Consider the following 21459-nt stretch of genomic DNA (forward strand, 5'->3'; position numbering starts at 1 on the left):
GCGACTGCCTACTGGAACGCAATTGCGGCCTCCTGCATACCCCCGTATGCTGGTGGCCAACCTGAAGAGGAGTGCCCATGTTTTCTGTTGCGACCCGCTTCACCCGCATGCTGGCAGTGATGGTTTCGCTGCTGGTGTCGGCGTCCCTGGTGACGGCGCAGCAGGCGCCTACCTTCAGTCGGGAGCAGCTCGACCAGATGATGGCGCCGATAGCGCTCTATCCGGATTCGCTGCTGTCGCAGGTGCTGATGGCCGCCACCTATCCGGCCGACGTGGTCGACGCCGCGAAATGGTCGAAGGCCAACTCCAAGCAGCAGGGTGATGCCGCCGTGAAGGCGGTGCAGGACAAGCCCTGGGACCCGAGCGTGCAGTCGCTGGTCGCCTTCCCGCAGGTGATCCAGATGATGGGCGACCAGCCCGACTGGACTCAGAACCTCGGTGACGCCTTCCTGGCCTCGTCCAAGGACGTGCTCGACTCGGCCCAGCGGCTGCGGACCAAGGCCCAGCAGCAGGGCAGCCTCAAGACGACCGAGCAACAGAAGGTCATCGTCGAGCAGGAACCGCAGACGCAGCAGACCGTGATCAAGATCGAGCCGGCGAACCCGGAGGTGGTCTACGTGCCGGCCTACAACCCGACCGTGGTCTATGGAGCCTGGCCCTATCCGGCCTATCCGCCGTACTACTACCCGCCCTATCCGGCCTACTACCCGGGTGCCGCGCTGGCCACGGGCATCGCCTTCGGCGTCGGCGTGGCCGCCGTGGGCGCGCTCTGGGGCAATGCCAACTGGGGCGGCGGCAACGTGAACGTCAACGTCAACCGCTACAACAGCATCAACACCAACCGCCAGATCGCGGCCAACCAGACCAACTTCCAGCACAACGCGGCCAATCGCAAGGGCGTGCCGTACCGCGATTCGCGCAGCCAGCAGCAGTACGGCCGCAACGCCGGCGATCCGGGCCAGCGCCAGGACTACCGCGGCCGCGACAACGCGGGCCGCGATGCGCAGCGGCAGCAGGCGCAGTCCTCGCTCCAGCAGCGGGGCATGGACCCGGGGCAGGGTCGCGAGAACTTGCGCAACGATCCGGGCACGCGCGAACGGGCGCAGCAGGCCGTCGACCGCGGCGGCCAGCGGGGCGGCCAAGGCGGGGCCGGCGACCGCGGCGGGCAGGGCGGCGGCTTCGATCGGGGCGGCGCCGGCGGCCGCGAGCAGGTCCAGCATCGCGGCGGCTCCGACAACGCCCTGCGCGGCGCGGGCGACGGCGGCGCGCAGGCGCGGCAACAGGCCGATCGCGGCAACGCGAGCCGTCAGTCGATGGGCGGGGCCGGTGGCGGCGGTGCGCACGCCGGTGCCGGCGCGCGTGCGGGCGGCGGTGGCTACGGGGGTGGCGGTGCGCATGCCGGCGGCGGTGCGCGCCCTAGCGGCGGATCCTACGGCGGTGGCCATGCGGGCGGTGGCGCTCGCGCCGGCGGCGGTGGCGGCGGCATGAGGGGCGGTGGTGGTGGCGGCGGACGCGGCGGCGGAGGCCGGCGCTAGGCGCACGAGCGATGACGGCGATGAACCCACTCCACTTCATGCGAGGCTCGAACATGCTGAATCCGATGCGCACCAGGGCAGCAGCGGCTGCTGCGATTGCCACACTCACGCTGGCCCTTGCCGCTCCCGCTTTCGCGCAGCGCGCGTACCCCAGTCCCGAGGCGGCCTCGGAGGCCTTCTTCAGGGCGCTGGCGGACAACGACCACAAGGCGCTGCAGACGGTGCTCGGCAACGACTGGCGACGCTTCGTGCCGGCGGGCGAGGTCGATCGCGAGGACATCTACGATTTCCTGGGCGCCTATGCCAAGCAGCACAAGGTGGTGCCCGACGGGCCCGACCGGGCGCTGCTGGGGGCCGGCGACAGTGGCTGGACCCTGCCGATCCCGATCGTCAAGGGCGCGGGCGGCTGGCACTTCGACCCGCGCGCCGGCGCCGACCAGATGCAGACGCGCCGCATCGGCCGCAACGAACTGGCCGCCATGCGGGCCGCGCTCGCCTACTTCGATGCCCAGCGGGAGTACGCGCAGGTCGACCGCGACGGCAACGGCGTGCTCGAATTCGCCCAGAAGTTCGCCAGCACGCCGGGCAAGCACGACGGCCTTTACTGGCACACCGGCCCCGGCGAGGCGGAGAGCCCGCTGGGCCCGCTCTACGCCCCGGCCCGGCCCGGCGAGGGCTACCACGGCTACCACTTCAAGATCCTCAAGGCGCAGGGTCCGAACGCACCCGGCGGCGCCTACGACTACGTCATCGGCAATCGCATGCGCGGCGGCTTCGCGCTGGTCGCCTGGCCCGTGAAGTACGGCGAGACCGGCGTGATGAGCTTCATGGTCAACCACGACGGGGTGCTCTACGAGAAGAACCTGGGCGCCGGCACGGACGCCGCCGCACGGGCGATGACCCGGTTCGACCCCGATGCGGGCTGGAGAAAGGTCGACGTACAGTAGGCGCGGGCGCGGTTCCGCCGGCGCCCTCCATGCAGCGAGGGCCCAATTGATTCCCGACACCACCCGTCCCGACGGCGGCAGCGACGACCTGCTGCTGCGGGTCTCGCCGCCGAGAGTGCCGCGCCATCTGGTGGCGCGGCCGCGGCTGCTGGCGGCCGACCCGGCGTTCCGCGATGTCCCGGCCATCCTGATCCAGGCGCCGGCGGGCTTCGGCAAGACCTCGCTGCTGGCCCAATGGCGGCTCGAGCATCTCGCGCACGGCCTGGTGGTGGCTTGGGTCTCGGCGCAGGCGCGCGACACGCCGCAGCGCCTGGCGCAGGCGCTGGCGCTGGCGGTGCGGCGGGCGGCGGGGCGCTCCACTTTCGGCCACGTGCTGCTCGACGCGGCAGCGCCGAGCGGCCTCGAGGGCATCACGATCTGGCTGGCAGAGCTGGCGCAGACGGCGCTCGACGTGGTGCTGGTGGTGGACGAGGCGGAGCGCCTGCCGGCGGCGTCGCGCGAGGCGCTGGCCTACCTGCTGCGCAATGCGCCACCCAACCTGCGCACCGTGATCGCCAGCCGGCCCGACTGCAACCTGGACATCGACGACCTGATCGCCTATGGGCAGTGCGTGGTGGTCGGCCCGGCGATGCTGCGCTTCAGGCTCGAAGAGACGCTGGAACTGATCCACGGCCGCTTCGGTGCCAGCGTCGACAACGACACCGCCGCCCGGCTGCACGCGCTCACGGAAGGCTGGCCGCTGGGACTGCAGCTCTCGCTCACCGTGCTGGCGCGCGGCACCGACGCGCGCGCCGACGTGGCGGGGATGAGCGCCCTTGGCGGGCAGCTGCGCGAGCAGTTCCTGGCTATGCTGCTGGCCAATCTCGATTCGCGCGACCGCGCGTTCCTCACCCGCATCGCGATCCTCGATCATCTGCACCCGGAGCTGTGCCGGCAGGTCGCCGGCATGGACGATGCGACGGAACGGCTGGCGCGACTGAGCCGCGACACGCCGGTGTTCGTGGCGGCGGAGCAGGGCGACTGGCTGCGCATGCACGCGCTGGCGCGCGATGTGCTGCGCGAGGGCTTCGGCGCGCTCCCCCCGGAGGTGCAGGCCGGAGCCCATGCCCGGGCGTCCGGGTGGCTGGCCGAGCGCGGCATGCTCGAGGACGCGGCCCGCCACGCGCTGATCGCCGGCCAGCGTGAGCGGGCCTACGAGCTGGCCGAGCGCAGCCTCTACGAATCGATCATGACCCACGGCCGGCAGGGCGTGGTGCTCGAATGGCTGGCGCAACTGCCGCCCGACGAACTGGACCGCCGGCCGCGGCTGCTGCTGGCCGCGGCCTGGACGCTCGCCACCAGCGAACGCCATGAAGACGCCGGCCGGCTGGTCGACCGGATCCTGGCGCAGCCGCAGCACGCGCCCGATGCCCCCCTGCGCTGCGAATGCGCGTTGATCCTGAGCGGCGGGGCGGTGTTCGCGGACGACCCGGACCGCTTCGCGGCGCTGCACGACCCCTGGGCCGAGGCGCCGCCTCTGCGCGATCCGCTGCTGCTGCAGGTGCACGCCAACCGCACCGCCTACCGGACGCTGCTCGAGGGCGACCCGGCGCTGGCGCGGCTGCGCCAGCAGCAGTCGCCGCGCGGGGATTTCGGCCGCGGGCAGGGCTTCATCGGGCGCTGGGGCGAGCTCATCATCGCCCTCTCCTATGTCTGGGAAGGCCAGGTCCGGCTGGTCGAGAGCCTGCTGCATCCGGCCGTGGCCAGCGCCGAAGCCGACCTGGGGCGGCGCAACAGCTTCGTGTGCATGCTCGCCGCCCTGCTTGCGGCCGCGCTGTGGGAGCGCGGCCGCCCCGTCGATGCCGCCGCGCTGCTGGCCGACCGGCTCGACGTGCTGGAGCGCAGCGGGCTGCCTGAAGCGCTGTTGCTGGCCTACCGGACGATGGCCCGCATGGCGGTGGCCGAGGGCGCCGAGCACCGGGCGGTGGAACTGCTCGGGGCGCTCGACGCGGCGGGCTCGGCACGCGCGCTGCCGCGGCTTCGCATCGCCAGCCTGGTGGAGCTGGTGCGCCTGCATGCCCGGCGCTTTCGGGCGCAGAGCTGCCGGGAACTGTGCCAGCGCATCGACGCCCTGCTGGCCGACCCGGCCCTGCCGCAGGGACGGCTCTGGCGGCGCAGCGTGGACGCGATGCGCGACCTGGCCCACGGCTACGCGGCGATCGCGGCCCAGGACTGGCGCGGTGCCCTGGCGCCGCTGACCCAGGCCAGCGAGCTCGTGCAGGTGGTGCGGCAAGGCCGGCTGGAGATCGAGATCCTCGGCCTGCGCGCCTTCGCGCTCGACCGTTGCGGCGAGAAACGCGCCGCCCCGATGCTGCGCGAGGCGATCGACCTGGCTCAAAGCTACGGCCTCGTACGTATTTTCGAGGACGCCCATCCGGACCTGGGCGCATGGGCCAGGCAGGTCGCCGGCGAAGGCGACGAGCATGCGCCGGTGGCGCCGGCCGTGGCCGCGCCGACGCGTCCGGTGGCGGCCGCCGAAACGCCCCGGCCTCCGGCGGTGCGCGGCATGGTGCTGACGCCCAAGGAGCGCGAGGTGATGGAGCTGCTGGCGCGCAGCCTGTCCAACAAGGAGATCGGGCGCGCCATGCAGGTGGGCGAAACCACGGTCAAGTGGCACGTCAAGAACCTGCTGGCCAAGCTGGACGCCGGCACGCGCAAGGAAGTCGTCGTCCGCGCCCGCATCCTCGGGCTGCTCCAGCCGGCGCCCTAGCGGAAGGGGCCTCCCCCCTCCTGCAAGGAGGGGCTCGGAAAGGGCGCCGAATCCTATTCTTCGGGCTTGGGAATTCGCGCTCAAGCGGCCTCCCACCAGACGGAGACAAGACATGCCCTCAACAACCGAAGCCGCGCCCCTGAAAGGCGCACCCGCCGTAGTGTCCAGCGCGGCACTGAAGACATCCATCCAGGTCGAACCGCTGACCTGCACCATCGGCGCCGAGCTGCGCAACGTGGACCTCGGCGCCGCCTCGCGCGACGCCGACACGGTGGCCGAGATCCGCGCGCTGCTGCTCAAGCACAAGGTGCTGTTCCTGCGCGACCAGGACTTCTCGCGCGCCGAGCACGTGGCCTTCGCTCGCCACTTCGGCGAACTCGAAGACCATCCCGTGGCCGGCAGCGACCCCGAGCACCCCGGCCTGGTCCGGATCTACAAGTCGCCCGACACGCCCAACGACCGCTACGAGAACGCCTTCCACACCGACGCCACCTGGCGCGAGAAGCCGCCCTTCGGCTGCGTGCTGCGCTGCGTCGAAACGCCGGAAGTCGGCGGCGACACCATCTGGGTGAACATGGCCGAGGCGTACGCGCGCCTGCCGGAAGACATCCAGCTGAAGATCGAGGGCCTGCGCGCCCGCCACAGCATCGAGGCCAGCTTCGGCGCCGCGATGCCGATCGAGAAGCGCCTCGCGCTGCACGCGCAGTTCCCCGATGCGGAGCACCCGGTGGTGCGCACCCACCCGGAAACGGGCGAGAAGATCCTCTTCGTCAACGCCTTCACCACGCATTTCACCAACTTCCACACGCCGGCGAACGTGCGCTTCGGCCAGGACTACGCGCCGGCCGCCGGCCAGCTGCTGAACTACCTGGTCAGCCAGGCCGCGATCCCCGAGTTCCAGGTGCGCTGGCGCTGGAAGAAGAACAGCGTGGCGTTCTGGGACAACCGCAGCACCCAGCACTACGCGGTCATGGACTACCCGCCCTGCCACCGAAAGATGGAACGCGCCGGAATCATCGGCACAGCCACCTACTGAACCCCTCATCCAACACGCAACTGAAAGACCGACCATGAACTTCCTCGACGGCTCCCTCTTCCCGGAGAACCAGGACAAGCTGGTGATCACCGTGGCGCCCTACGGTCCCGAGTGGATCCCCTCCGACTTCCCGCAGGACATCCCTGTGACCATGGAACAGCAGATCCAGAAGGCGGTCGACTGCTACAACGCCGGCGCCAGCGTGCTGCACCTGCATGTGCGCGAGCTGGACGGCAAGGGCTCCAAGCGCCTGTCGATGTTCAACGAGCTGATCGCCGGCGTGCGCAAGGCAGTGCCCGACATGGTGATCCAGGTCGGCGGCTCGATCTCCTTCGCTCCCGAGAGCGACGGCGCCAACGCCAAGTGGCTGCACGACGACACTCGCCACATGCTGGCCGAGCTCGACCCGAAGCCGGACCAGGTCACGGTCACCGTCAACACGACGCAGATGAACGTGCTGGAGCACATGGAGGCTGAAGACATCGCGGGCACCTCGCTGGCCGAGCCGCAGAACAACGCCGCCTACCGCGAGATGATCGTGCCCTCGGGCCCCGGCTTCATCGAGGAGCATGTGCGCCGCCTGAGCGCCGCCGGCATCCAGAGCGCCTTCCAGTTCTACAACATCAACAGCTACGAGACGGTGGAGCGGCTGATCCGCCGCGGCGTCTACAAGGGCCCGCTGGTGATGAACTGGGTGGCGATCAGCGGCGGCATGGACGCGCCCAACCCCTACAACCTGACGAACTTCCTGCGCGCGATTCCGGACGGCGCGATGCTGACCGTGGAAAGCAGCATGCGCAACGTGCTGCCGATCAACATGATCGGCATGGCCCTGGGCCTGCATGTGCGCTGCGGCATCGAGGACAACCTCTGGAACCAGTCGCGCAGCGAGAAGATGACCTCGGTGCAGCAGATCGAGCAGCTGGTGCGCATGTCGCGCGAGTTCGGCCGCGAAGTCGCCAACGGCAAGGAAGCCCGCGAGATCCTGAAGATCGGCGTGTTCTACGACACCGTCGAGGAGACGCTGGCGGCCAACGGCTTCGCGCCCAACCCGAAGGGGCGCCAGCAGGGCTACCTGCGCCGCGTGGCCTGAAGGTGAACGGAGCATCCCCCATGCCCACCGTGCTCATCGTCCCCGGCCTGCGCGACCACGTCGACGCCCACTGGCAGACGCTGCTGGCCGCGCGCCTGGCGGCGCGGGGCGGCCCGGTGCGCTGCGTGCCGCCGATGGGCCGGGCCGACCTCGACTGCGCGACGCGCGTGGCCGCGATCGAGCGCGAGGCGCAGGCCGTCGAGGGCCCCTTGATCCTGGTGGCGCACAGCGGCGGCTGCGTGATGGTCGCGCACTGGGCGCGCCAGACCAAGCGGGCCGTCCATGGCGCGCTGCTCGCCGCGCCGCCGGACTTCGATCGGCCGATGCCCGAGGGCTACCCCACAGTCGATGAATTGCGCGCCAGCGGCTGGCTGCCGGTGCCGCGCCGGACGCTGCCTTTCCCGAGCATCGTGGCGGCGAGCCGCAACGATCCGCTGGCCGACTACGGCCGGGTGGCGGAACTGGCCCGCGACTGGGGCAGCCGCCTGGTCGACCTCGGCGAGGTCGGCCACCTGAACCCCGCCTCGGGCTACGGCGACTGGCCCCGCGCCGAGCTGTTCATCGCCGAGCTTTCGCACCGCTGAAATCAGATACCAAGGAGACACATCATGGCCAAGGCCATTCGCTTTCATGAAACCGGCGGACCGGAAGTCCTCAGGCTGGAGAACGTCGACGTCGGCGAGCCCGGCCCGGGCCAGGCGCGCGTGCGCCACACCTACATCGCAGTCAACTTCATCGACATCTACTTCCGCACCGGCCGCTATCCGCTGCCGCTGCCCAACGGGCTCGGGTCCGACGCGGTGGGCGTGGTCGAGGCCGTGGGCCCCGGCGTGACCGACATCCGCGTGGGCGACCGCGTGGGCTACCTGATCGGCCCCCAGGGCGCGTACTCGGAAGCGCGCGTGATGCCGGCCGAGCTGCTGATCCCGCTGCCCGAGGGCGTGTCCGACCGCACGGCCTCGACCTTGATGATGAAGGGCATGACGGCGCAGTACCTGTTCCGCCAGGTCTTCCCGCTGAAGGGCGGCGAAACAATCCTCTATCACGCGGCCGCCGGCGGCGTCGGCCTGATCGCCTGCCAGTGGGCACGTGCGATGGGCGTGACGATGATCGGCACCGTCAGCACCGACGAGAAGGCCGCCATCGCGAAGGCCAACGGCTGCGCCCACACCATCGTGACCTCGCGCGAGAACATCGCGAAGCGGGTGCGCGAGATCACCGACGGCAAAGGCGTGCCGGTGGTGTACGACTCGGTGGGCAAGGACACGCTGGAAGCCTCGCTCGACAGCCTGCAGCCGCGCGGTTCGCTGATCAGCAACGGCACCACCTCGGGGCCGGTGGTGATCGACTCGCAGACGCTGGCGGTGAAGGGCTCGATCTGGGTCACGCGCCCGGCGATGATGCACTACATCACGCCGCGCACCCACATGCTGGCGATGGCCGAGGAGCTGTTCGGCCATGTGCTGGCGGGCCGCATCGTCAGCGAACCCAAGCAGAGCTTCGCACTGGCCGATGCCGCCGACGCGCACCGCGCGCTCGAATCGCGCGCAACCACCGGCGCGACCGTGCTGGTGCCCTGAGGGGAAGACCATGGATCTGCATTCCCACGACGCGAAGCCGGGCGCGGCCGACGGCTACCTGGTCGGCCCGCGCCAGGCCTGGTTCGCCTTCGCCATGACCATCGGCCTGATGATGGTCGACTACATCGATCGCCAGGTGATCGTGTCGCTGTTCCCGCACCTGAAGGAGGCCTGGGGCCTGTCGGACAAGCAGCTCGGCGCGCTGGTGTCGGCCGTCTCGGTGACGGTGGCACTGGGCGCGATCCCGATCGCGCTCTTCGCCGACCGCTTCAGCCGGGTGAAGAGCATCGTCGCGATGGCCACGATCTGGAGCCTGGCCTCGATCAGCTGCATGTTCACCCGCAACTATGGCCAGCTGCTGGCCGCGCGTGCCGCGGTGGGGCTGGGCGAGGCGGGCTACGGCGCGGTCGGCGCGGCCCTCATCGCCAGCCACTTTCCGGCCCGCATGCGCGGCGCGCTGATGGCGGCCTTCTTCGCCTCGGCGTCGGTCGGCTCGGTGCTGGGCGTGATGCTCGGTGGCGTCATCGCCGCGAAATGGGGCTGGCAGGCGGCCTTCGGCGTCGTCGGCGTGCCGGGCCTGGTCCTGGCGCTGCTCTACACCCGGGTCCGTGACTACCGCACGGTGGCGCTCACGCCGAGCATCGAACAGGCCACCCGTTCGACCCAGGGCACGGCACGCGCCATCGTGAAGCGGCTGGCGCGTTCGCGCACCTTGTTGTGGGTCTGCATCGGTGCGCCGGCGCAGCTGATCCTGGTGTCGGCCATCTGGGCCTGGATGCCGAGCTTCCTCAACCGCATGCATGGCATGGCGCCGGAGCAGGCGGGCGTGAAGGCCGCGCTGGTGGTGCTTTGCGGCGCGCTGGGCAGCGTGGTCTGGGGCGCGGTCGCCGACCGTGCCGGCCGCAAGAATCCGGCCGCCAAGCTGCACGTGACGGCCGCGGTGTGCGTGGCTTCGGCGGCGGTGCTGGCGTTCGCCTTCGGTGCCGGCCACCTCGGGCTGGACCTCGGCAAGCAGGCGCAGTTCGCACTGTTCGCGCTGGGCGGCTTCCTGATGACCTGCACCGTCGGCGTGGTCGCCGCCGTGGTGATCGACGTGATCCACCCCGGCATCCGCGCCACCGGCGCCTCGGTGCTGTCGCTGTTCCAGAACCTGCTGGGACTGGCCGTGGGCCCGCTCATCGCCGGCGCGCTGTCGGACCTGTGGACGCTCGAGAACGCCCTGATGGTGATGCCGGTCTTCGGACTGCTGGCCGCCTGGGCCTTCATGGTTGCCTCGCGCAGCTACGGGGCCGACCTGCAAAGCGCCGGCGACAGCGCCGACGAAGACATCCATGCCGCGCCGGCCGGCGCTCCCCGCAGCGTGCCGGCCTGAGCCGCCGCCGCGCCACCACTGTCCATTTGAACGAACGAACGGAAACCGACATGAACGGATTGATGATGGATCAGCCGCTGCTGATCTCCAGCCTCCTCACCCACGCCGAGCGCCACCACGGCGACCAGCAGATCGTCTCGCGCCGGGTCGAAGGCGACCTGCACCGCTACACCTACCGCGACCTCGGCCAGCGCGCGCGCCGGCTCGCCAACGCGCTCGCCGCGCGCGGCATCGAGAAGGGCCAGCGCGTCGCCACGCTGGCCTGGAACGGCTATCGCCACATGGAGCTGTACTACGCGGCCTCCGGCTCGGGCGCGGTGCTGCACACGCTCAACCCGCGCCTGCACCCCGACCAGGTGGTGTGGATCGCCGACCACGCCGAAGACGAGATCCTCTTCTTCGACCTGAGCTTCCTGCCGCTGATCGAGGCCATCGCCTCGCGCGTGTCGACCATCAAGGCCTTCGTCGCCATGACCGACCGCGCCCACATGCCCGCCGAGTCGAAGGTGCCCAACCTGCTGTGCTACGAGGAACTGATCGAGGACCATTCGCCCGACTTCACGTGGCCGGTGTTCGACGAGAAGGCGGCTTCTTCGCTGTGCTACACCTCCGGCACCACCGGCAACCCGAAGGGCGCGCTCTACAGCCACCGCTCGACCATGCTGCACACCTATGCGGCGGCGCTGCCCGATGCGCTGAACTGCTCGGCCAACGACGTCATCCTGCCGGTGGTGCCGATGTTCCACGTCAACGCCTGGGGCCTGCCCTACATCGCGTGCATGGTCGGCGCCAAGCTGGTGTTCCCGGGTCCGTGGCTCGACGGCAAGTCGCTGCACGACCTCTTCGAGGCCGAGGGCGTGACGGTCTCGGCCGGCGTGCCCACCGTGTGGCAGGGCCTGCTCGCCCATGTGGAGAGCAACGACCTCCGCTTCAGCACCATGCGCCGCACCATCATCGGCGGCTCGGCCTGCCCGCCGGCCATGATGCGCGCCTTCCAGGAGCGCTACGACGTGCAGGTGCTGCACGCCTGGGGCATGACCGAGCTGAGCCCGGTGGGCGCGGTGTGCACGCTCAAGCCCTGCCACCGGTCGCTCGACGGCGAGCAGCGCCTGGCGCTGCAATCGAAGCAGGGCCGCTCGGTGTTCGGCATCGACATGAAGATCGTCGGTGCCGACGGCGCCGAGCTGCCGCAGGACGGCAAGGCCTCGGGCGAGCTGATGGTGCGCGGCGCCTGGGTGATTTCCGGCTACTACAAGGGCGAGGGCGCGGGCCCGCTGGTCAATGGCTGGTTCCCCACCGGCGACGTCTCGACCATCGACGCGGACGGCTTCATGCAGATCACCGACCGCAGCAAGGACGTGATCAAGTCCGGCGGCGAGTGGATCGGCTCCATCGACCTCGAGAACATCGCCATGGCGCACCCCGCCGTGGAGATGGCGGCCTGCATCGCGGCGCGGCACGCCAAGTGGGACGAGCGCCCGCTTCTGATCGTGGTGAAGAAGCCCGGCCAGGAATTGACGCGCGAGGAACTCATCCGCTTCTATGACGGCCGGATCGCCAAGTGGTGGACGCCCGACGACGTGGTCTTCGTCGACCGCATCCCGCTCGGCGCGACCGGCAAGGTGCAGAAGAACCTGCTGCGCGACGCCTACGGCAACCACCTCATGGCCGACGGCGGAATGAGGTTCGCATGACCGCCCTGTCGATCGCCGCCTGGCCGGCGCGCAGCCGCACGCTCTTCCCGGGAGTGCTGGCCTGCGCGGTGGTCGCGGCCGCCTCCACTTTCCTGTCGCAGCACTACGGCGCGCCGGTGATGCTGTTCGCGCTGATCCTCGGGATGGCGATGAACTTCCTGTCGGTCGAGGGTGCCTGCAAACCCGGCATCGAGTTCACGGCGCGCCAGGTGCTGCGCTGGGGCGTGGCGCTGCTGGGCCTCCGCATCACGGCCGCGCAGGTGGTGGCGCTGGGCTGGCACCCGGTGCTGCTGGTGGTGCTGTCGGTGGTGCTGACCATCGGGGTGTCGATGGTGGTCGCCAAGCTGATGGGCTTCCAGTCGCTGTTCGGCCTGCTCAGCGGCGGCGCCACGGCGATCTGCGGGGCATCGGCCGCGCTGGCGTTGGCGGCGGCGCTGCCGTCGCATCCGCAGAAGGAGCGCGCGACGCTGTTCACGGTGGTCGGCGTCTCGGCGTTGTCGACCTTCGCCATGATCGCCTATCCCATGATCGCTCACGCCCTCGGGCTCGACGAGCGCGCCGCCGGGATCTTTCTCGGCGCGACGATCCACGACGTGGCGCAGGTGGTCGGCGCCGGCTACAGCATGTCGAAGGAAACCGGCGACATCGCCACCTTGGTCAAGCTCATGCGCGTGGCGATGCTGCTGCCGGTGATCGTGTTCGCCGTGATGTGCACACGCGCCGCCGGCAAGGGCGAGGGCGGCCCGCGCCCGCCGCTGCTGCCGTGGTTCGCTGTCGCCTTCGCGCTGCTGGTGGCCGTCAACAGCACTGGCTGGATTCCGAAGGTCCTGACCGACGCCGGCAGCGACTGCTCGCGCTGGTTCCTGGTGGCCGCCATCGCCGGCATCGGCATGAAGACGCAATTGCGCGACCTTGCCACGGTGGGCCTGAAGCCCGTCGTCCTGATGTTGGGCGAAACGGTGTTTCTCGCCACACTGGCGATCGCGCTGATTCGCTGGACATCCTGAACAGAACAACAGATAGAAGGAAACCGAACATGAATCCGAATCAAAGGCGGCGCCGGATGATCCAGGCCGCGTGCCTGTCCTGCCTCGGCGTCTCGGGTCTCGCGATGGCGCAGGCCCAGCCGACAGCGAAATGGCCCGAGAAGATGGTGCGCGTGATCGTGGCCGGCCCGGCCGGTGGCACCGCCGACATCATCGCGCGCCTGGTGGCAGACCAGTTGTCGAAGGACACCGGCCAGCCCTTCGTGGTCGACCCCAAGCCCGGCGCGGGCGGCGTGCTCGCGGTCAACGAGCTCTCGAACGCGCCGCACGACGGCCACACCCTGCTGGTGGGCGTCAACTCGCTGGTGAGCGAGATCCCGCACATCATCAAGCTGCGGGTGGACATGGCCAAGGAGATCAAGCCGGTGGCGGAACTCGGCCACGGCGGCCTGGTGATGGTCGGCGCACCCACGGTGCCGGCGAAGAACTTCCGCGAGCTGCTGACCTGGGTCAAGGCCAACCCCGGCAAGGTGAGCTATGCCTCGTACAGCCCTGGCACGGTGTCGCACGTGGCGGGGCTGCAACTCAACAAGGCGGCCGGCATCGACATGACGCACGTCGGCTACAAGGGCTCCACGCCGGCGCTCGCCGACGTGATGGGCGGCCACGTGCCGCTGATGTTCGACGGCATCGCGACTTCGCTGCCGTTGATCAAGGCCGGCAAGATCAAGGCCTTTGCAGTGAGCACGCCCAAGCGCTCGCCCCTGCTGCCCGAGGTGCCGACCTTTGCCGAGCTGGGCTATCCGCAGCTGGAGACCGTCTCGTGGATGGGCCTCTGGCTCAAGCCCGACGTGCCCGCCGCGGTGCAGGCCAGCGTGCGCGAGGCGACGCTGAAGGCGCTGGCCCAGCCGGCGCTGCGCGCGCACCTGCTCGACACCGGGCTGGAGGCCGGCGGCACACGCACGCCCGAGGAGCTCACGGGTTCGCTCGCGGCCGACTACCGGCGCGTGGGCGAGGTGCTCAAGTCGATCGACTTCAAGCCGGAGTGAGTGCGCGCAGCATGGCGTCCAGCAGCGTGTCGGCCGACACGGCGCCGGCCAGCGCCAGCGATGCGTCGAACACGAAGAAGGGCACCCCGCTGACCAGATGGCGTACCTTGGCCTGCGGGTCGCGGCCCTGGCTGCGCTCGGCGCCAGGGACGGGAGCCTCGGCCGGCAGCCCGCAGTCGCGCGCCAGCTGCGCGAGCACGGAGGCGTCGCCGATGTCCCGGCCGCCGTTGAAGTAGGCCATGAAGATGCGGTCGATCAGCTGGCGCTGCTGGACCTCGGTGCCGACCGCGGCCGCCTGCGCGACCCGGGCATGGGCGGCGGCCGTGTTCGGCATCACGGCGATCCGGTCGAAGGCGAACGGGACCCCGGCCGCCTGGCCGGCCTGCCGCACTTGCGCGCGCCGCCGGGCGACGGCTTCGGGGCTGCCCAGGCGGGCCACATAGAAGGCCTGGTAAGGCAGGCCGCCCGGCGGCACGTCGGGCAGCAAGGGGTACGAATGCCAGACCGTGTGCAGCCGCACATCGGGCCGCAGTTGGGCGAGGCGGCTGGCGGCGGCGTCGAGTTGGCGCTTGCCGATCAGGCACCAGGGGCAGACGAAATCGAAGTAGACCTCGACCGTCAGCGTGGGCTGGGTGCCCGCGTCCTCGCGGTCTGCGGCGGCCAGCGCCGGCTCGGGCGAATGCATGCTGTGCTCCTGTGGAAGGGGGCCGCACCACGGTGGCGCGGCAAGAGGCGGACCCGTGGGTCCGTGCCACCAATCTATCGTCCGGACGTCCCGGCCGCCCCCTCCGCGAAGGAGGGGGAAGGCCGGCCGCCGGGCCGCGCGTTCAACCGCCCAGCGCGATGACGATCAGTTCGATGGTCACGCCCAGCACGACCATCAGCAGTGCGGCCCGCCAGGGCGGGGTGCCGGCGTAGCGGCCCCATTCGTAGCCGCAGAGAAACAGCATCACGATGGCGATCGCGGCGGACGCGCGCATCGCGGTGCGCAGGTCGGAGAAGAAAAGGAAGGGCAGCGTCGGCGGAAAGGTCGAAAGAAAGACCAGCAGGAAGACGCCCAGGCCGCCGACCAGGTCCTGCCGCTTCAGCACTCGGGCCGGCGCGACGTGCGCGGGCTGGGCCAGCATCCATTGGCGCGTGCGTTCGAAATCCTGGCGCCCGAGCGCGTCCGACAGCGGGCCGATCTCCTGGGCGATCAGTCCATGCGCCTCTTCGGGTTGCTGGCTGGAGACCACCCGGCGCCAGAGCATCGCTTGGCGCGCGCGACCGACGATACGGCGCAGCATGAACATCACGCCGTCGACGAGACCCCAAGCAATGTTGCAGCCGATGGCCGCGAGCAGCATCGCGCGCACCTCCTTCGGTCCCGCCGAAGCCACGCTCAGCGTGCCGGTGAAGGTCAGGACCATGAAGAGTCCGAACAGGATCTCCGAATTGCGATCGATCGGGTCCAGCACACGGTTGTTCATGCTTCCTCCATGCGGTCGGGCATCACGGGTCGACGCAGTGTACGTGCAGTGCTAGGCTCGAATGGACCGTACCTGGAGGTGCAGACATGGACGTCGTACGCGAGATCCTCGCCTTCAACGCGAACCGGGACCCGGAGCGGCTGCAACTCAAGTACCGCAACATGCGCACCAGCCCGTTCGTGTTCCTGCGCGGCACCTGCCATCTCTTCTACGAACGCCTTCCGGGCGGCGGCATCTTCCGGTCGGCGCCTCTGGGGTGGGTCTGCGGCGACCTGCATCTTGAGAATTTCGGCAGCTACAAGGGCGACAACCGGCTGGTCTACTTCGACATCAACGACTTCGACGAGGCGGCGCTGGCGCCGGTGAGCTGGGACCTGGTCCGCTGCCTGGCGAGCCTGTGGGTCGGCGGCGAGACGCTCACGGCACGCCGCCGCGAAACGCGGAAGCTCTGCGAGATCTTCCTCGAAAGCTATGCGACGACCCTTCGCGCGGGCAAGGCCTACTGGGTGGAGCGCGACACGGCGCAGGGCCTGGTGCGGGCGCTGCTCGACGGCCTGCGGCAGCGGCAGCGCACGCAGTTCCTCGCTGCGCGCACCGAGCTCAGGGAGCGTCGTCGCGTGCTGCGCATCGACGGCAAGAAGGCGCTCGCCGTCGACAAGGCACAGGACGCGGCCGTCCGCGCGGTGGTCGCGCAGTACGCCGAGGCGCAGCCGAACCCGGACTTCTACCAGGTGCTCGACGTGGCGCGCCGCATTGCGGGCACCGGCAGCCTGGGCGTCGACCGCTATGCGATCCTGGTCGAGGGCAAGGGTTCCCCGGACGGCAACTACGTGCTCGATCTCAAGCAGGCGCTTGCGTCGTCGCTGACGCCGCACCTGAAGGTGGCGCAACCGAAGTGGAAGTCGCAGGCGCACCGCGTGGTGGCGCTTCAGCGTCGCCTCCAGGCGGTGTCGATGGCCTTTCTGCAGCCGATCGTCGCGGGCGGTACGCCCTACGTGTTGCGCGCATTGCAGCCGACCGAGGACCGGGTCGTGCTCGGCGGCCAATCGGCCAGGAACCTCGCCGACCTCGAAGGCGTGATCGCGGTGATGGGCAAGCTGGTGGCGTGGGCCCAGTTGCGCAGTTCCGGGCGCGAAGGATCGGCCACCACCGATGAGTTGATCGATTTCGGCGGCCGTGCGAAGTGGCGGGACCGCCTGCTCGATGCGGCGGCCGAATGTGCCGCCCAGGTGCGCGCGGACTGGGCGGTCTATGCCGCGGCCTATGACGATGGGGCCTTCGGCGGTCCGTCGAGCGGGCATGGACGAGGCTGACGCCGGCAAGCACAATGCACCCGCTCCCGGTCATGTGGGGCAGGAGGAATCCATGAATGCTCGGTTGCTGGCGCCGTGTGCGCTCGTGCTCGTCTCTGCCTTGCTCGGCGCCTGCGCCAACCCGCCCGGCGCGGCAGCCGGTGCTCCGCTGCCGCGGGTCGCGCAGACGCAGACCCTCAAGCTCGGCTACCGGGAGGACGCCCAGCCCTTCTCCTTCAAGGGCGCCGACGGCAAGCCGACCGGCTACTCGGTGGCCTTGTGCCAGCGGGTGGCGGCTTCCATCCAGGCGCAGCTCAAGCTGCCCAAGCTCGATGTGCAGTGGGTTCCGGTGACTGCCGCCACGCGGATGCAGGCGGTGAATGACGGCACCGTGGACATCGAATGCGGCAGCACCACGCGCACGCTGGGCCGCGAGCAGCAGGTGGATTTCAGCAACACGATCTGGGTCGAGGGCGCCTCCTTCGTGACCCAGGCCTCGTCGCCCATGGCGCGCCCGGCCGACCTGAACGGCAAGCGCGTGGGCGTCATCCCCGGAACTACCACCGAGGCGGTACTCAAGAGGCTGTCGGCGCGCGGCATCGCGCCCGTGCTGGTCCCGATGCAGACGCACACCGAGGGCATCGCGGCGGTGCGCACCGCCCGCATCGACGCCTACGCCACCGACCGCCTCATCCTGCTGGGCGAAGCGCTCGGCCAGCCCTCCACGGTGGCGCTCAAGCTCAGCGACGACTACTTGTCCATCGAGCCTTACGCGCTGATGATGCGGCGCGACGCCGACCTGCGGCTGGCGGTGAACCGCGGGTTGGCCGAGATCTACCGCAGCGGCGCGATCACCGAGGTGTTCCGCCAGTCTTTCCCGGCCGGCGCCCGGCCCTCGCCGCTGCTCGAGGCGGTGTATATCCTGAACGCGCTGGAGGAGTGACCGGGCCGTCTCCACCGCGCTCGCCGCCGGCACGTCGCAGTGCTACGCTATGCGGCACACGAGCGCAGGAGACAACCATGACGGCCAGCTACGTGGAAATACAAGGCGCCCAGGCGGATGTCGATCTCTGGGACGGGCTGATCAGGGACCACAACGCCCTGATCGTCGCCATGATGCAGAAGATGTCCGAGGTCGCCAACGCGGACGCGGTGTGGTTCGACGAGCGGATCACGGAGGCCGAAGGCATCGAGAATCGCCTGGTGGTCGGACTCGACCGCGCCCAGCGCCGCTTGCGTGGATTGATTTAGGCCGCGTGCTGGTCCATGAACCTCTCGACGCGCCGTGCGGTCTGCGCGGCGCGGGTCAGCACGAAGAGATGCCCGCAGTCGACCGTCTCCAGCGTCGCCCGGGGCAGCCCGGCCGCGATGATGCGGCCGTTGACCGGCGGCACGATCGGATCGTCGCTGCCCATCATCACCAGCGCCGGCGCCTGCACCCGCTTGAGCCAGGGCCAGCTGGTCCAGCCCGCGGTGGCCAGCAGCTGGTAGAAGTAGCCGTGCCAGCTCGGGCTGCGCATGGATTGCGCATGCAGCTGCAGCAGCTCGCTCTCGAAGCGCAGTTCGCCGCCGTAGAGATCGCCGCCGATGCGCATCAGGTAGGCCGGATCGACATAGCGCCGCGGGCTCAGCATCTTCAGCAGCACGTTCAGCCGTCCCGGCACCATCACGATGCCGGCGCAGGTGGCGGCCAGCGTCAGCGTGCTGCAGCGGCGCGGATGGTTGATCGCGAACTCCTGCGCCGCGGCTCCGCCCCACGAGACGCCGAACACATGGGCGCGCTGCACGCCCAGGTGGGTCAGCAGGTCGGCGCCGAGCCGCGCGATGTCGCGCGGGCGGTAGGGCAGCCAGGGGGCGGGCGACTCGCCGACGCCCGGCGCGTCGAAGGTGACGACCCGGGTGTGCGAGAAGCGGGCGATGAAAGGCGCCAGCGTCTCGACGCTGGCGCCGATGCCGTTGAACAGCAGCAGGGTGCGTTCGGCGTCCGGCGCGCCGCCGATGGCGACGCGCAGGCGCTGGGTTCCGATGCGGACCGGGAAGGTCTCCAGAGGTCGGACCCCGGCCTTCATTCGGCCGCCGACCCGGTGGGCCCGAGCACGTAGGTTCCCGGTGCCGCGCACAGGGCGGGATGGCCGCGCGAGCCTTCGCGGGCCGGCGCCCGCTTCTGCGCGTCGGAGCGCGCCGCGAGCCAGGCCGTGAGGTGCGGCCACCAGCTTCCTTCGTTCGCCTGGCCGCCCGACTCGAAGCCCTCGGGCGTGTCGTGCGCACCGTTGTTGGTCAGGAACGACGCCTTCTTGCCGCCGGGCGGCGTGACGATGGATTGCACGTGCCCGCTCGAGGTCAGGACGAACTCGCTGTGCCCGCCGAGCATGCGGCGCGTCTGGTAGCAGCCCTCCCAGGGCGTGATGTGGTCAGTGCGGCCGGCGACGATGTAGCTGTCGCAGCCAACGTTGGCGAGCGACAGCGGCATCTCGCCGATCGAGAGGCCGCCTTCGTGCGCCAGCGCGTTGGTCTGCAGCAGCGCGATGAAGTCGGCATGCAGCCGTGCGGGCAGGCGCGTGGTGTCGGAGTTCCAGTAGAGGACGTCGAAGGTCGGCGGCTTCTCGCCCATCAGGTAGTTGTTGACCCAGTAGTTCCAGATCAGCTCGTTCGGCCGCAGCCAGGCGAAGACCTTGGCCAGGTCCTTGCCCTGCAGCACGCCGCTGCCCCCGCTGGCCGTGCGCGCGAGCTCGAGCGTCTCGAGGTGCGCGAACAGGCCCATGGAACTGTCGGCGATGCCTTGCACGTCGAGCAGCGACACCAGCAGCGTGAGGCTTCGCGCCCAGTCGCTGCCCTTGGCCGCCAGGTAGGCGAGCAGGGCCGATGCGGTGATGCCGCCGGAGCAGGCGCCCAGCACATGCATCTGCGGCGCGCGGGAGATGTCGCGCACGGCCTGCATGGCCTCTTCGAGCGCCAGCACGTAGTCTTCCAGCCCCCAGCCCGACTGTGCCGCGCCGGGATCGAACCAGCTCACGACGAAGACCTGGAAGCCCTGCTGCACCAGGTACTCGATCAGGCTGCGGCCGGGCGCGAGGTCCCAGATGTAGTACTTGTTGATTTGCGGCGGCACGATGAAGAGCGGCGTGCCGTGCACCTTCTGCGTCTGCGCCCGGTACTGGACCAGCTCGAGCATCGCATGCCGATACACGACCGAGCCGGGCGTGACCGCGAGGTTCTCGCCGACGCCGAAGGCGGTGCCGTCGACCATCGCGGGCAGGCCGCCGTTGTCGCGCCAGTCGGTCACCAGGTTGCGTGCGCCGTCGAGCAGATTGCGCCCGCCGGTATCGAGCGTGCGGCGCAGCGCCGCCGGATTGCCCAGCAGCGTGTTGGTCGGCGCCAAGGTGTCGGCGACCATGCCCAGCGCCATGCGCGTGCGGGCCTCGTCGCGTGGCGACAGCGCGAGTTCGCCGGCCAGGCGCTGGGCTTCCCGCACCAGCGCCAGGTGGCTGTGCATCAGGCCGCGATAGAGCGGATTGCCCTGCCAGGCCGGATCGTCGAAGCGGCGGTCGCCGGCGGCGGGCTCGACGGTCGAGCGGCCGATGGCGACGTCCAGCAGGGCCGCGCCGGAACGGTGCAGGCTCTGCAGGGCCTCTACCGGCCGGGTGCCGACGGCGGCGGCGAGCGCGACCAGGGAATCGGCGAGCCGCGTGCCGTCGCGCGGCAGGTCGTCGCGGATGTGTGCGCCCGTGTTCATGCCATCACCAGCGCGAGCGATTCGGCCACCATCACGGCGCCCCATGCCTCGCCGCGGGCATGCGCCGTGTTGCGGCAGCGGACCAGCCACTGGCCGGGCTGCTTCTCGGTGACCTCCACCAGTTCCACCTGCAGGCGGACATAGCTGCCGCTCGGCACCGGCGCGAGAAATCGCACGCGGTCGAAGCCATAGTTGAGCACGCCGCTCGCGTCGGCCGGATAGACGCCGAGCTCGAAATGCGCCGCCGGAATCAGCGACAGCACCAGCAGGCCGTGCGCGATCGTGTGGCCGAACGGCCCCTGCGTGCGGGCACGATCGACGTCGACATGGATCCACTGGCTGTCGCCGGTGCAGCCGGCGAAGCTGTCGATGCGCCGCTGGTCGAGCAGCACGGGGGCCGCGTGGCCGAAGTCATGGCCGACATGCGCCTTCAGCGCGGCCAGGGTGTAGTCCTTGGGAATGTTCATGGTGAGCCCGCTGGCGGTCGATCTCAGAAGATGTGGCGGATGCCGAGGTCGTAGCCGGTGGAGGTCTTGGCGGTCGGCACGACGCCGTTGATCGGCTTCGCGTAGAAGGCCGGCCCGCCCACCGTGAGGTCGGCGCCGCCCTTGTTGTCGATGCGTGCCGCGGTCGCGTACACGGCCGTGCGCGCCGACAGGTTGTACACATAGCCGAGGGCGAACTTCTCCGACTTCGGATCCGGCGACAGGCCGGGGATGAGCTGGTTCAGGGCGGTGACGTTGTTGTACTTGACCTGGGTGTAGACGGCGCGGATCAGGCCGGGTCCGACCGGCACGGTGGCGCCGACCAGGGCGCCGTTGGCGCCGGGGCTGGTGAAACCGAAGGCATTGGGCAGCGGCGGGATGCCGGAGAAGTCGGTCTTGGTCTTGTTGTGCGAGTACTCGCCGAACAGCTTGACGACGC

The 21459-nt window shown here is 70.2% G+C and carries 20 protein-coding genes; 14 read left to right on the top strand and 6 right to left on the bottom strand.

All coding sequences use genetic code 11. The annotated features are described in order from the left end of the window. The first annotated feature begins 77 nt into the window (after positions 1 to 77). The 11 genes from QZH52_RS18130 (at position 78) to QZH52_RS18180 (ending at position 14041) form a co-directional block, all read left to right on the top strand. Positions 78 to 1535: a DUF3300 domain-containing protein gene (locus QZH52_RS18130; RefSeq protein WP_301811582.1), complete on the top strand. Its 1458-nt coding sequence runs from the start codon at positions 78 to 80 to the stop codon at positions 1533 to 1535. A 20-nt stretch (positions 1536 to 1555) separates the two neighbouring features. After that, the gene (locus QZH52_RS18135) at positions 1556 to 2482 is read left to right on the top strand and encodes a DUF2950 domain-containing protein (protein WP_301811585.1); all 927 of its coding nucleotides are present in this window, start codon (positions 1556 to 1558) and stop codon (positions 2480 to 2482) included. Further along, a complete protein-coding gene (locus tag QZH52_RS18140) occupies positions 2451 to 5231 on the top strand; it encodes a winged helix-turn-helix domain-containing protein (RefSeq protein ID WP_436411600.1) in 2781 nt (926 codons plus the stop codon). The genes QZH52_RS18135 and QZH52_RS18140 overlap by 32 nt, the downstream gene beginning before the upstream one ends. A 187-nt stretch (positions 5232 to 5418) precedes the next feature. Next, the gene (locus QZH52_RS18145; protein WP_301811654.1) at positions 5419 to 6267 is read left to right on the top strand and encodes a TauD/TfdA dioxygenase family protein; all 849 of its coding nucleotides are present in this window, start codon (positions 5419 to 5421) and stop codon (positions 6265 to 6267) included. 34 nt (positions 6268 to 6301) lie between these two features. Beyond that, positions 6302 to 7360 (top strand): beta-keto acid cleavage family enzyme, encoded by a 1059-nt coding sequence (locus tag QZH52_RS18150; RefSeq protein ID WP_301811590.1) that lies wholly within the window; start codon positions 6302 to 6304, stop codon positions 7358 to 7360. Between the two features lie 20 nt (positions 7361 to 7380). Next, positions 7381 to 7944 (top strand): RBBP9/YdeN family alpha/beta hydrolase, encoded by a 564-nt coding sequence (locus tag QZH52_RS18155; protein ID WP_301811593.1) that lies wholly within the window; start codon positions 7381 to 7383, stop codon positions 7942 to 7944. Between the two features lie 24 nt (positions 7945 to 7968). Beyond that, a complete protein-coding gene (locus tag QZH52_RS18160; protein ID WP_286530853.1) occupies positions 7969 to 8940 on the top strand; it encodes a quinone oxidoreductase family protein in 972 nt (323 codons plus the stop codon). Positions 8941 to 8950: 10 nt separating this feature from the next. Then, entirely contained in the window at positions 8951 to 10312 is a 1362-nt protein-coding gene (locus QZH52_RS18165; protein WP_301811597.1) for an MFS transporter, read from the top strand. Positions 10313 to 10362: 50 nt separating this feature from the next. Continuing rightward, a complete protein-coding gene (locus tag QZH52_RS18170) occupies positions 10363 to 12006 on the top strand; it encodes a 3-(methylthio)propionyl-CoA ligase (protein WP_301811600.1) in 1644 nt (547 codons plus the stop codon). After that, positions 12003 to 13013 carry a YeiH family protein gene (locus QZH52_RS18175; RefSeq protein ID WP_301811604.1) on the top strand — a complete coding sequence of 337 codons (1011 nt, stop codon included), beginning with the start codon at positions 12003 to 12005 and terminating at the stop codon, positions 13011 to 13013. Before QZH52_RS18170 ends, QZH52_RS18175 begins: the two co-directional genes overlap by 4 nt. Positions 13014 to 13042: 29 nt before the next feature. Beyond that, complete coding sequence (locus QZH52_RS18180; protein WP_301811607.1) at positions 13043 to 14041, top strand: Bug family tripartite tricarboxylate transporter substrate binding protein; 999 nt, start codon at positions 13043 to 13045, stop codon at positions 14039 to 14041. Here the strand turns inward: QZH52_RS18180 and QZH52_RS18185 are convergent. Beyond that, complete coding sequence (locus tag QZH52_RS18185) at positions 14028 to 14726, bottom strand: DsbA family oxidoreductase (RefSeq protein WP_301811610.1); 699 nt, start codon at positions 14724 to 14726, stop codon at positions 14028 to 14030. The two genes, QZH52_RS18180 and QZH52_RS18185, sit on opposite strands and share 14 nt — an antisense overlap. A 142-nt stretch (positions 14727 to 14868) precedes the next feature. Then, positions 14869 to 15510 (bottom strand): VIT1/CCC1 transporter family protein, encoded by a 642-nt coding sequence (locus QZH52_RS18190; protein WP_301811613.1) that lies wholly within the window; start codon positions 15508 to 15510, stop codon positions 14869 to 14871. 86 nt (positions 15511 to 15596) lie between these two features. On the opposite strand from QZH52_RS18190, the gene QZH52_RS18195 reads away from it, so the two are divergent. The 3 genes from QZH52_RS18195 (at position 15597) to QZH52_RS18205 (ending at position 18053) form a co-directional block, all read left to right on the top strand. Beyond that, positions 15597 to 16823, top strand: a complete 1227-nt coding sequence (locus tag QZH52_RS18195; protein WP_301811616.1) for a DUF2252 domain-containing protein — start codon at positions 15597 to 15599, stop codon at positions 16821 to 16823. Between the two features lie 52 nt (positions 16824 to 16875). Further along, a complete protein-coding gene (locus QZH52_RS18200) occupies positions 16876 to 17745 on the top strand; it encodes an amino acid ABC transporter substrate-binding protein (protein ID WP_301811619.1) in 870 nt (289 codons plus the stop codon). A gap of 77 nt (positions 17746 to 17822) precedes the next feature. Beyond that, complete coding sequence (locus tag QZH52_RS18205) at positions 17823 to 18053, top strand: hypothetical protein (protein ID WP_301811622.1); 231 nt, start codon at positions 17823 to 17825, stop codon at positions 18051 to 18053. Here the strand turns inward: QZH52_RS18205 and phaZ are convergent. From phaZ to QZH52_RS18225, 4 genes are all read right to left on the bottom strand, one after another. Beyond that, entirely contained in the window at positions 18050 to 18871 is an 822-nt protein-coding gene (gene phaZ / locus QZH52_RS18210) for a poly(3-hydroxyalkanoate) depolymerase (RefSeq protein ID WP_301811624.1), read from the bottom strand. The two genes, QZH52_RS18205 and phaZ, sit on opposite strands and share 4 nt — an antisense overlap. Then, on the bottom strand, positions 18868 to 20535 hold the full coding sequence (locus QZH52_RS18215; RefSeq protein ID WP_301811626.1) for an alpha/beta fold hydrolase: 1668 nt from the start codon (positions 20533 to 20535) through the stop codon (positions 18868 to 18870). Before QZH52_RS18215 ends, phaZ begins: the two co-directional genes overlap by 4 nt. Further along, a complete protein-coding gene (locus tag QZH52_RS18220) occupies positions 20532 to 21002 on the bottom strand; it encodes a MaoC family dehydratase (protein WP_286530868.1) in 471 nt (156 codons plus the stop codon). Before QZH52_RS18220 ends, QZH52_RS18215 begins: the two co-directional genes overlap by 4 nt. Positions 21003 to 21025: 23 nt before the next feature. Further along, positions 21026 to 21459 (bottom strand): porin (locus QZH52_RS18225; RefSeq protein ID WP_301811630.1); only part of this gene is annotated, 434 nt, incomplete at its 5' end.

This window comes from Variovorax ginsengisoli, from assembly GCF_030486595.1.
In the GTDB taxonomy this organism is placed as follows: Bacteria; Pseudomonadota; Gammaproteobacteria; order Burkholderiales; family Burkholderiaceae_C; genus Variovorax; species Variovorax ginsengisoli_B.